Origin of the sequence: Olleya aquimaris, assembly GCF_003259525.1 — a bacterium.
Classification (GTDB): domain Bacteria; phylum Bacteroidota; class Bacteroidia; order Flavobacteriales; family Flavobacteriaceae; genus Olleya; species Olleya aquimaris.
Window position 1 is genome coordinate 230,379 of sequence record NZ_QLLO01000002.1, and the last position, 11,935, is coordinate 242,313.

Consider the following 11,935-nt stretch of genomic DNA (forward strand, 5'->3'; position numbering starts at 1 on the left):
GTATGAAACTATTAATGGTCGCCATTCCAAACCATCACTTTTTTCAATGGGTCAACCAATTGAAAGATTCGGGCTATGAGGTCTATTGGTTTGATGTGACTGATGGTGGACCACAATCGCCCAAAATAGAGTGGGTGACTCAAATAAAAGGGTGGAAATTGAAGTGGAATTTTCCATTTAGAAGTACGATAAAAAAAAGACTTCCAAAACTGTATAAGTGTATTCAAAAGTATAATGAACATGATGTGTCTAAAGCATTTCAAAACGCGCTAACTACTATACAACCAGACATTGTGCATTGCTTTGAAATGCAATTAGCAGGATTGCCTATATTACCTATTATGGAACAGAACACTATTCCATTAATCTATTCTTCTTGGGGAAGTGATGTGTTTTATTTTAAAGAATTAGGTGTGTCAAAACAAGAGTTAGAGCGTTTCTATAAGCGTACCAATTATCTGGTTACAGATTGCCAACGGGATTATCATTTAGCAGTTAAAAATGGATTTAACAATCGGTTTTTAGGTGTGTTTCCTGGTAATGGCGGTTTGACTATCAATAATTCTAATATTAAACCCGTTTCAGAACGACCAATTATTTTAATTAAAGGTTACGACGATGGTGTGGGTAAAGCTTCCATAGTATTAAAAGCTTTGGAGTTGGTTTCTGTAAAACTTTTAGATTATAAGCAAATTGTTATTTACAGTGCAGATGATAGTATTCAAAAACAAATACAACACTCTAAGATACTGTCTTCTTTACCTTTTACCATTCACTCTAGATACACGTTTATTCAAAATAAAGAGTTGTTAGAATTAATGGGGAAAAGTTGTCTTCATATTGCTAATAGTATTTCAGACGGAATGCCTAACGCTTTGTTAGAAGCCATGTCCATGGGTGCATTCCCTATTCAATCTAATCCAGGTCAGGTCACCGAGGAAGTCCTTGTACACGGTAAAAACGGATTGCTAATTGCCAATCCATTAGATGTAAAAGAAATAGCTAAGCATATAGAAACTGCACTAAAAGATGACTCGTTAAGACAACAAGCACAAGATTTTAATGTCAATTTTATGCAAAGACAGTATAATCGTACTACATTGCAACCCAAAATACAAACCCTTTATCAAACCGTTTACTCAGAATACCAATAGATGCAACTTTCGTTTTTAATAGTCACCAAAAATAGACCAGAAGATTTGGCTTTAACGTTAACTAAGTTAAAGGCTATCATCGATTTATCTATCCATGAAGTGTTGGTGTTTATTGATGGTTGTTCTAAGACCGAAAAGATTATTAACGATTTTGATTGGGTAGATTGGACGGTTTCTACTCTTAGCATTAGTGCGTCTCCAGCAAGACATGCGTTGTATAAAAAGGCAACAGGTACCATTTTTATTGGTTTAGATGATGATGCGCATCCTATTAGCCCTCATTTTATTGAAGCTATTGAAGCCGAATTTCAACACAATACACATTTAGGTATTATCGCTTTTCAGGAAGTGAGAGGGTTGTATAAAACCGATGAAGACGCTTTACTGCATTCTAAAGAGTTAGAATCTCATTTGACCAATGATTTTGTAGGTTGTGGTTTTGCGATTAAAAAAGAGGTGTATAAGGCAACTAATGGCTTCCCTGTTTGGATAGATATTTATGGCGAAGAACCTGCAGTGTCTTTAGAAGTTTTAGATTTGGGATATGATATTATTTATCAACCAAATATAAAAGTCAACCATCGTATTGATGTCAAAAAAAGAATGCAACAAGGTCGTAACTATTTTAGATTTGAACGACAATTAAAAAATACCCTACGTTATTATTTAGTCTATTACCCAAAACCACTCAAAAAAATAGCAAAAACCTTATGGCATAACTTTAATAAGTATGCTTTAAAAGACTGGAACTATTTTAAGTCGTTTGTTTTGGTGTTTTTTTCAACGTTGTATACATTACCTAGCCTATTAAAATACAGACAACCAGTACAACAAGAGACAATTTCTAAAAAACTAAATTTAAAATCGCTAAACTACTCTGCGTAAATGCTATTTAACTCACTTGATTTTGCTGTCTTTTTACCTATAGTATTTATACTATATTGGTTTGTTACAGATAAAAGCCTAAAGCTTCAAAATGCTTTATTAGTCCTTGCTAGTTATGTGTTTTATGGATGGTGGGATTGGCGCTTTTTGTCTTTAATTATCTTTAGTTCTTTAGTGGATTACACCATAGGCTTACAATTAAAAAAAGAAGACAAACCCTCTAAGCGAAAACTGCTACTTTGGACTAGTATTCTTGTTAATTTAGGGTTTTTAGGTTTTTTTAAATACTATAACTTTTTTGTTGATAATTTTGTGGAAGCGTTTTCGTTTTTCGGAAGCAAGATTCAGCCCAATACTTTAGATATTATTCTACCTGTTGGGATTAGTTTTTACACTTTTCAAACTTTAAGTTATACCATTGATGTTTATAAGCGAAAGTTAGAACCAACTGAAGATATCGTGTCTTTTTTAGCGTTTGTCAGCTTTTTTCCACAATTGGTTGCAGGACCCATAGAGCGTGCTACCCATTTATTACCTCAATTTTATAAAAAAAGACAGTTTCATTACAGCAAAGCGGTTGATGGCTGCCGACAAATTCTTTGGGGATTTTTCAAAAAAGTGGTCATTGCTGATAATTGTGCTGAATATGCCAATCAAATCTTTAATAATTCGGCAGAACACTCTGGCAGTACTTTGTTAATGGGTGCTTTGTTTTTTACCTTTCAAATTTATGGCGATTTTTCAGGGTATTCAGACATTGCAATTGGGACGTCTAGATTATTTGGATTTAACTTAAAACAGAATTTTGCATTCCCTTATTTTTCACGTGATATTGCCGAGTTTTGGAGGCGTTGGCATATGTCACTTTCCACTTGGTTTAGGGACTATTTGTACATTCCGTTAGGAGGAAGTAGAGGTGGAACCTGGATGAAAGTCCGTAATACCTTTATCATCTTTTTAGTTAGTGGATTTTGGCATGGTGCTAATTGGACGTTTATTGTTTGGGGATTTTTAAATGCGCTCTATTTTTTACCCTTATTATTAGCAAACCGTAACAGAAATAACTTAAATGTCGTCGCTCAAGACAGTTATTTACCAACTTTAAAAGAAAGTATGCAAATGCTAATCACATTTGGTATTACTGTATTGGCTTGGATCTTTTTTAGAGCAGAAAATCTAACACACGCCATGTCCTATTTAAAAGGCATTTTTAATAAAACCTTGTTATCCTTACCAAGCATAAGACCAACCAACTTAATAATTCTGATTTTGTTTTTTTTATTGATTGAGTGGATTGGAAGACGCCAACAATACGCTATTGAAGTTTTGTTTATAAAGCAATCTAGATTTATTAAATGGATGTTTTATATGATGCTAATAACATTAATATTTTTGTTTACTTCTGATAGTCAACAAGAGTTTATTTATTTCCAATTTTAAAGATGAAGCAATTTTTAAAACATGGTTTTATTTTTTTTATCATTTTTTTCATTGTAGAAAAAAGTGCTTACTTGCTTATGTTAAAAGCGCCACAAAGAGAATATGACAAAAGATTAGAGTTTGTTTTAAAAGGTGAAATGAATAAAGACATAATAATTTTAGGGTCATCCAGAGGAGCTTCAAATGTTTTGGCAGGACAACTTGAAAAAGAGACTGGTCTTAAAACTTATAACTTATCATATGAGGGTTCAAATGTTCTATTTCATAATTTTATTTTAAAAACGCTTTTAAAATATAATAAATCTCCTAAAAAAATAATTATAGTTTTTGATTTGCCCTATCAATTTATAGAAGAAAAATCACTAATATTTAGAGCTGATAGATTGTATCCACTATCAAAAAGTAATTATATAAATGAACAGCTTATTAAACATGAAAAAAAAAATTGGATATCTTGGTTTTTTATGTTGGCTAGACTAAATAAAGTGCATTTAGAATTTAACAATAAAAACCCTTTTCGTTATAATCCCATTGATAGTTTGGGGTCTAGACCTTACATAATAAAGAAAGATACTAAAAATCCAGAATATTTAAGTACTATAACTAAATACGATAGTGCTTTAGAATTACCAGAAAAAATTGAAGCTTTTACAAATATTCAGAAGCTTTGCTCAGAAAATAATATTGAGTTAATTGTTGTCATACCTCCAAATTTTAAAAAATATAATTCCAGTTTTACAAAGCGTATTAAGAAGTTGTTATTGCAAGATAATAGACTTTATGTATACGATACCTTGAATCCTATTTATAAAAATGAAGATTACTTTAATGACTCATCTCACCTTTTTAAAAATGGAGCCAAAATCTTTACCTCAGAAATTAGTACTTTTATCAACCAAAATAAAGACAGTTTAAAATAATGAAAATAGCCTTAATTACAGGAATAAACGGACAAGATGGATCTTACCTTGCCGAGCTTTTACTAGATAAAGGCTACATGGTACATGGTATTATCAGACGTAGCTCTACCTTTAATACAGAACGTATTGAACATCTATATATTGACGTATTGTTAAAAGATCAGCATAAAAAGCAAAAAATCAAGCTGCATTATGGTGATATGACAGATGGTTCCAATTTAATACGTTTAGTACAAGAGATTCAACCCGACGAGATTTACAATCTTGCAGCACAGTCCCATGTAAAAGTCTCTTTTGATTTGCCAGAATACACCGCAGAAACAGATGGAGTTGGTACCTTAAAACTATTAGAAGCTATCCGTATTTGTGGTTTGACTGATAAAACAAGAATTTATCAAGCATCAACCTCTGAGCTGTATGGTAAAGTACAAGAAATTCCGCAGACAGAAGCAACACCCTTTTATCCAAGATCACCATATGGTGTGGCAAAATTATATGCCTTTTGGATTACTAAAAACTATCGCGAATCCTATAACATGTTTGCTGTAAATGGTATTTTATTTAATCACGAGTCTGAGCGACGTGGCGAAACCTTTGTGACAAGAAAAATTACTCTAGCAGCTGCAAGAATTGCACATGGTATTCAAGATAAATTATATTTAGGAAACTTAGATGCCAAACGCGATTGGGGATATGCTAAAGATTATGTAGAATGTATGTGGTTGATGCTTCAACAAGAGGTTCCTGAAGATTATGTTATTGGAACAGGAGAACAGCATACCGTTAGAGAATTCTGTGAGCTGGCGTTTAGAGAAGCTAATATTACCATTAATTGGGAGGGTAAAGACGAAAAGGAAAAAGGCGTCTGTGCTAAAACAGGACGTGTTTTAATAGAAATTGATCCTAATTATTATCGCTTAGCCGAAGTAGAAACCTTATTAGGTGATCCAACTAAAGCCAAAACCAATTTAGGTTGGAATCCTAACAAAACATCTTTTAATGAATTGGTTAGCATCATGATGCAACACGATTTAAAACTAATAGAAAATCAAAAAAAGTAATGAATCTTGATGCTAAAATATTTGTAGCTGGTCATAACGGTTTGGTTGGAAGTGCCATTTTAAAAACACTAAAAAATAAAGGGTATTTTAATATTGTAACTAGAAATAGAACCGAGTTAGATTTAATGGATTACTATAGTGTGGATTCTTTTTTTAAAGCTGAACAACCAGAATACGTGTTTTTAGCAGCAGCAAAAGTTGGTGGTATACTTGACAATAATTTAAGAAGAGGAACTTTTATCTATGAAAATTTAATGATTCAAAATCACGTGATTCATTTAAGTCATGTTTATAAAGTGAAAAAACTATTATTTTTGGGGAGTACTTGTATCTACCCTAAAGATTGTCCCCAACCAATAAAAGAAGAGTATTTACTAACTGGTCCGTTAGAGTATACTAATGAGCCTTACGCAATTGCTAAAATTGCTGGTATAAAATTATGCGAAAGCTATAATATTCAATATGGTACCAATTTTTTATCTGTAATGCCAACAAATTTGTATGGTCCTAATGATAATTTTGATTTAGAAAAATCACACGTACTACCTGCATTAATTAGAAAAATTCATTTAGCCAAATTATTTCAAGACGACGACATTGAAGGAATAAAAAATAATTTAAAAGTCGATACTATTGAAGAAGTACAATCAATTTTAAATACACACGGAATCACTAATTCTTCAGTTGAAATCTGGGGAAGTGGTCAGCCTATGCGCGAGTTTTTATGGTCAGAAGATATGGCTGAATCTTGTGTTTTTGTTATGAATAATGTCAATTTTGAAGCTTGTGTTTTAAATACAAATGAAGTCAGAAATACACATATAAATATTGGAACTGGAAGTGATGTTTCAATTAAAACCTTGGCTAATCTTATTAAAGAGACAATTAATTATAAAGGCGAGTTTACTTTTAATACTTCAAAACCTGATGGTACCTTGAAAAAGCTTACAGATAGTAGTAAAATAAATGCTTTAGGATGGACACATTCTATGTCTTTAGAAGAAGGTGTAAAAAAGTTGTATTCATGGTATCTTCAAAATAGTATTTAAATAGCCTTTTATCCGAAATTTCTTAACTTTCATCCGAAAAAAAGTGTATTTTAGCGACAAATTAAGAATTCGAATCTTTTAGTAATACATGAAAAAAATCGGTTTTATTCCTTTACGTAAAGGCTCTAAAGGTATTCCTGGAAAAAATAAACGAAAAATGGTTGGTAGACCTTTGTTTACTTGGGTGTTAGGCGAAGCTTTACAGTCTCATTTAGATGAAGTTTATGTCTTTACAGACGACCAATCCATTATCGATTTTATTAACAAAGAATACCACTATACCTCAAAAATAAAAGCACTATTAAGAAGTAGTGAAAGTGCTACAGACACAGCCTCTACCGAAAATGCTATGCTAGAGTTTGCAAAACAAATCGATTATAATTTTGATGTGTTTTGCCTATTACAAGCTACTTCCCCTTTTACAACAGCATCCGATATCAATGCGTGTTTACAAGAAATTAAAAACGGTAAAGACTCTGCATTAACTGTTGTTAATACGCATCGTTTTTTATGGAATACAGATGGAACACCAATAAATTACAATCCTTTTAATCGTCCAAGACGTCAAGATTTTGAAGGTGTGCTCATTGAAAATGGAGCAGTCTATACCTGTAATAAAGAGGTCTTAAAAAATAAAAATAACCGTTTAGGCGATAACATTGGTATTGTCACCATGCCTGAAGATAGCTTACATGAAATTGACACCGAATCTGATTGGATAGTTGTCGAGCAATTGTTGATAGAACGTCAAAAACGTGCTAAATCAGCCCAAAAAATCACACATCTAGTTTTAGATGTGGATGGTGTTTTTACGGATGGAAGCATTACTTATACTAAAGATGGCGAGCATACTAAACGCTTTGATATGCGAGATGGTATGGGCTTAGAAATCCTACGTCAGTTTGATGTCCAGGTTATGGTTATGACGTCTGAGCAATCAGAATTGGTTGCTAAACGCATGAAAAAGCTTCAAATAAAAGATGTGTTTTTAGGTGTAAAAGATAAATTTACTTTGTTACAAAACTTATCAAAAACGAAAGGTTTTTCATTAAATAATGTGGCTTATGTTGGCGACGATGTTAACGATTTATCCAACATAGTTAGTGTGGGTTGGTCTTTAGCACCACATAATGCCATGACAGAAATAAAAACTAATGCCGATGTGGTGCTGTCTAAAAATTCCGGAAATGGAGCTATTAGAGAAGCCTGTCAATTTATAAAAAATTACAATAAACGATTTTAGTCCTCAACTATGAATACTTATAAAACCCCATATATCATTGCCGAAATAGGCTGTAACCATAAAGGCGACATGCAAATTGCCAAAGAGCTTATTCAAATGGCAAAAATATTTTGTCAAGTAGATGCTGTTAAGTTTCAAAAGCGTCATAACAAAGAGTTGTTAACCGAGGAACAATACAATAGCCCACATCCAAATCCATCAAATTCTTATGGAGATACTTATGGTGCACATCGCGAATATTTAGAGTTTGATGTACATCAACACCAAGAATTAAAAGATTTTTGTGAAGAGATTGGTATCGATTATTCCACCTCTGTTTGGGATGTGACTTCTGCTAAAGAAATAGCGTCATTACATCCTAAGTTTATAAAAATTCCATCAGCGTGTAACAATAATGTGAAGATGTTAGAATGGTTATGCAACAATTATGATGGCGAATTGCATATTTCTACAGGAATGACCACCAAAGATGAAATTGAGGATTTAGTGCAATTATTTAAAAAACACAATAGAAACAAAGATTTAGTACTTTATAATTGTACCTCTGGTTATCCAGTTCCTTTTGAAGATGTGTGCTTGTTAGATATTAACCTTTTAATTGAGAAATACGGATCAGACGTTAAGCACATTGGGTTTTCTGGTCACCATTTAGGGATTGCTGTAGATGTTGCAGCTTATACATTGGGTGCAAATGTTATTGAACGACATTACACCTTGGACAGAACCTGGAAAGGGACAGATCACGCAGCCTCTTTAGAGCCTATGGGTTTGCGTAAATTATCAAGAGATTTAAATGCAGTACATAAAGCTTTAACTTTTAAAAGTCAAGATATTTTACCAATTGAGCAAGTACAACGTGATAAGTTGAAAAATCAAAAAGGATAATTATTAGTTAACAGTTAAAAGTTAAAAGTTAAATTTAACAATGAATAGTTAAAAGTGAAAATTTAATAGTGAATAGCAAAAAAGTATTTGTTTTTTTTCCTGATGGTGTAGGTTTGCGCAACTTCGCCTTTACCAATTTTAAAACTATTGGCGAGCAAATGGGTTTTGATATTACCTATTGGAATAATACCGTTTTTTCTTTACAAGATAATCTAGGATTTAAAGAAGTAAAGATTAACAATCACCAGATTCATCCTTTAACTCCACTATATTCTCGTGCGCGTAAACGAGCCGAATTGAATGTCTCTAGAGACAAATTTAAAGACGATGTTTATCCTACCTATAAATTTCCGTTTAATTATAAAGGACTCAAAAATACATTTAAAAGTCTCTACACCAAATGGTTGATAGGGTTGTATTCATCCGAAAAAGGTGTTGAAAAAATTCGTCAAAAAATAAATAGTCTAGAGCGTCAAAATCCTAAATACGCTTATTGCAAAGCGCAATTAGAACAACATCAACCTGACTTAATATTTTGTACCACCCAACGTGCTACTCAATCTATTAGTGCCTTATTAGCAGCACAAGATTTAGGGATTCCAACAGTTGCATTTGTGTATTCTTGGGATAATGTCCCAAAAGCCATGCAAGTGGTAGAAACCGATTATTATTGTGTTTGGAGTGATTTAATGAAAGAGGAAGTCTTAAAATACTATCCTTTTGTAAAAGAGGAGCAGGTGTTTGTAACTGGTACACCACAGTTTGAACCACATTATGATGACAACTTAAAACAAAGTCGAGAAGACTTTTTTAACGCTTATAATTTAGATGTCAATAAAAAATACATCTGCTATTCTGGTGATGATGAAACCACGTCACCTTTAGATCAATACTATCTTGAAGATTTAGCCAATGCTGTGAGAAGCCTAAATAGGAAAGGCGAAAACTTAGGCATTATCTATAGAAAATGTCCAGTAGATTTTACTTCTCGTTACGATGCGGTCCTTGAAGCTCATAAAGATATTATTGAAGTATTAGATCCTATTTGGAAGCCAATTGGTGACCAATGGAATCAAGTATTACCAGCAAAAGAAGATTTTAACATGCTGTATAATGTGTGTGAACATTCTGAGTTTGTAACCAACGTGTGTTCTTCTACGGTTTTTGATTTTGTAGCACACAACAAGCCTTGTATTTATTATAATTACGAGCAACCACAACTTAAAAAAGGGATAAGAGATATTGGACAGAATTATAAGTATGTGCATTTTAGAAGTATGCCAAGTGATAAAGCTGCTGTGTTTTGTACCAATAAACACGATTTAGAAGGCTTGGTAAAGCAAATTTTAGATGGACAACTGTCTAATGTAGAGGAAGGCAAACAATGGTATGAGATTGTTGTTGGTAAAGCGCCAACTGAAGCATCAAAAAATATATGGTCTGCCATAAACACCATTTTAAATAAATAATGGAAGATTATTATAATAAATTAAAAAACGACTTTTTAATACAAGACCAATCACTATTAAGATTTGGTAGTATTGGTGATGGAGGTTATTTTTTAAGACCAGAAACCATCACCAATTCTAATGTATTATTTAGTGGTGGTATTTCTTCTAATTTAGAATTTGAATATGACTTATTTAGATTCAACGAGAGGTTACAAATTATAATGGTTGATCCTACAGTTTCAGGTAACAAATTAGTATTAAAAGGATTAGCAAGATTGTTTTTTAAAAAACCTGATAAAATTCGCTATTTGTTTAATGCGTTGATATTTAATTTTTTAATTCGACAAAAGCGTTGCGAACATTTAAAGTTGTGGTTAAATACTGATAATAGTATTTTAAAGTTAAGTAAACACAAACTAAAAGCGGATGATAAAATTTTATTAAAGTTTGATATTGAAGGTGGTGAGTATGATTTTTTTGATGAAATCACATCAAATTTAAGCCAATTTTCAGCTCTGGTTTTCGAGTTTCATGATGTGCATAAAATGCATAACGAAGTCTATAATTTTTTGCAAAAATGTTCAACACAATTTAACTTAGTGTATTTAGGTATAAATCCTTCAGGAGGATTTGATGGGTCAAACAGACCTAAGTGTATTGAGGTGACTTTAGAACCAAAAAAATAACGCTATGCACATCGCTTTCCTTACATCAGAATATCCACATCCTAAAGTGCCTCACGCAGCAGGAATAGCGACTAGTATTAAAAACCTTGCAGTTACTTTAGTTAACAAAGGGGTTAGGATTACCGTTTTTGTATACCACCAAAACGAGGATGCTATTATAGACGATGACGGTGTCACTATCCATTTGATAGCAAAAAAAAAATATAGCCTATTCACTTGGTATTTTTACAGAAAACACTTGCAACACTATATTAACAGAGTGGTTGTAACAGAGAATATACACCTTCTGGAAGCTCCAGATTGGACAGGAATCACTGCATTTATGCATTTAAAGGCACCGCTAGTGATTCGGTTTCATGGAAGTGATGCGTATTTCTGTAAGTTAGATAAAAGACCACAGAAATTTAAAAACTTTGTGTTTGAAAAATTGGCACTACTCAAAGCCAAAGCCTACATAGCACCAACCACTTTTGCTGGTCAAGAAACCGCTAAAATTTTCGGTTTACACCGAAAAAAAATTAAAACCATACATTATGGCTTACAGTTAGACCATTTTAATAATGAAACGCCTAATGTCTATGACGATAAGACGCTATTGTATATTGGAACCCTCATTAGAAAAAAAGGCGTTTTAGAATTAGCAGAAATCTTTAATAAAGTTATAGAAGTTGAGCCTCATGCTAAATTAAAATTAATAGGTGGTGATGCACCAGATGTAAAAACAGGAACCTCTTCAACCTATGCTTTAATGCAAAATGTATTCTCTGACAAAGCAAAATTAAACGTTGAGTATTTAGGTAAAATTCCTTATTCTGAGGTTAAACATCAAATCAAACAAGCCCATGTTTGTATATTTCCAAGTTTTGCTGAAACACTAGGCATGGTTACTATTGAAAGTATGGCGTTACAAAAACCAGTGGTCAATACTAGTATTGGTTGGGCACAAGAGCTGATAGACGATGGTGTAAATGGCTATTTGGTGCATCCTTCAGATATAGATACCTATAGTCAAAAAATAGTGCATCTTTTTAACGACAAAGCATTAAGTTTAAAAATGGGGCAACAAGCACGTCTAAAAGTGGAGTCTACTTTTGACATCAACAGCATTGCAGATAAAAATATAGAATACTACCAATCTATTATTTCAAAAAAATAATACTA

The 11,935-nt window shown here is 32.6% G+C and carries 11 protein-coding genes; all 11 read left to right on the forward strand.

The annotated features are described in order from the left end of the window. Positions 1–2 precede the first annotated feature (2 nt). The 11 genes from LY08_RS03765 (at position 3) to LY08_RS03815 (ending at position 11,930) form a co-directional block, all read left to right on the forward strand. Positions 3–1,154, forward strand: a complete 1,152-nt coding sequence (locus LY08_RS03765; RefSeq protein ID WP_111659101.1) for a glycosyltransferase family 4 protein — start codon at positions 3–5, stop codon at positions 1,152–1,154. After that, on the forward strand, positions 1,155–2,039 hold the full coding sequence (locus LY08_RS03770) for a glycosyltransferase family 2 protein (RefSeq protein ID WP_111659102.1): 885 nt from the start codon (positions 1,155–1,157) through the stop codon (positions 2,037–2,039). Beyond that, positions 2,040–3,479, forward strand: a complete 1,440-nt coding sequence (locus LY08_RS03775; RefSeq protein ID WP_111659103.1) for an MBOAT family O-acyltransferase — start codon at positions 2,040–2,042, stop codon at positions 3,477–3,479. It abuts the gene before it with no gap. A 2-nt stretch (positions 3,480–3,481) separates the two neighbouring features. Next, positions 3,482–4,399, forward strand: coding sequence for a hypothetical protein (locus LY08_RS03780; protein WP_111659104.1), 918 nt, complete (start codon positions 3,482–3,484; stop codon positions 4,397–4,399). Further along, positions 4,399–5,460 (forward strand): GDP-mannose 4,6-dehydratase, encoded by a 1,062-nt coding sequence (gene gmd, locus LY08_RS03785; RefSeq protein WP_111659105.1) that lies wholly within the window; start codon positions 4,399–4,401, stop codon positions 5,458–5,460. Before LY08_RS03780 ends, gmd begins: the two co-directional genes overlap by 1 nt. After that, entirely contained in the window at positions 5,460–6,509 is a 1,050-nt protein-coding gene (locus tag LY08_RS03790; RefSeq protein WP_111659106.1) for a GDP-L-fucose synthase family protein, read from the forward strand. Before gmd ends, LY08_RS03790 begins: the two co-directional genes overlap by 1 nt. Positions 6,510–6,597: 88 nt before the next feature. Beyond that, positions 6,598–7,752 (forward strand): acylneuraminate cytidylyltransferase, encoded by a 1,155-nt coding sequence (locus LY08_RS03795; RefSeq protein WP_111659107.1) that lies wholly within the window; start codon positions 6,598–6,600, stop codon positions 7,750–7,752. Positions 7,753–7,761: 9 nt separating this feature from the next. Then, entirely contained in the window at positions 7,762–8,637 is an 876-nt protein-coding gene (locus LY08_RS03800) for an N-acetylneuraminate synthase family protein (RefSeq protein ID WP_111659108.1), read from the forward strand. Positions 8,638–8,705: 68 nt separating this feature from the next. Continuing rightward, complete coding sequence (locus LY08_RS03805; RefSeq protein WP_111659109.1) at positions 8,706–10,106, forward strand: CDP-glycerol glycerophosphotransferase family protein; 1,401 nt, start codon at positions 8,706–8,708, stop codon at positions 10,104–10,106. Beyond that, positions 10,106–10,774, forward strand: coding sequence for an FkbM family methyltransferase (locus tag LY08_RS03810; protein ID WP_111659110.1), 669 nt, complete (start codon positions 10,106–10,108; stop codon positions 10,772–10,774). Before LY08_RS03805 ends, LY08_RS03810 begins: the two co-directional genes overlap by 1 nt. Positions 10,775–10,778: 4 nt before the next feature. Continuing rightward, positions 10,779–11,930 carry a glycosyltransferase family 4 protein gene (locus LY08_RS03815; protein WP_111659111.1) on the forward strand — a complete coding sequence of 384 codons (1,152 nt, stop codon included), beginning with the start codon at positions 10,779–10,781 and terminating at the stop codon, positions 11,928–11,930. Positions 11,931–11,935 lie beyond the last annotated feature (5 nt).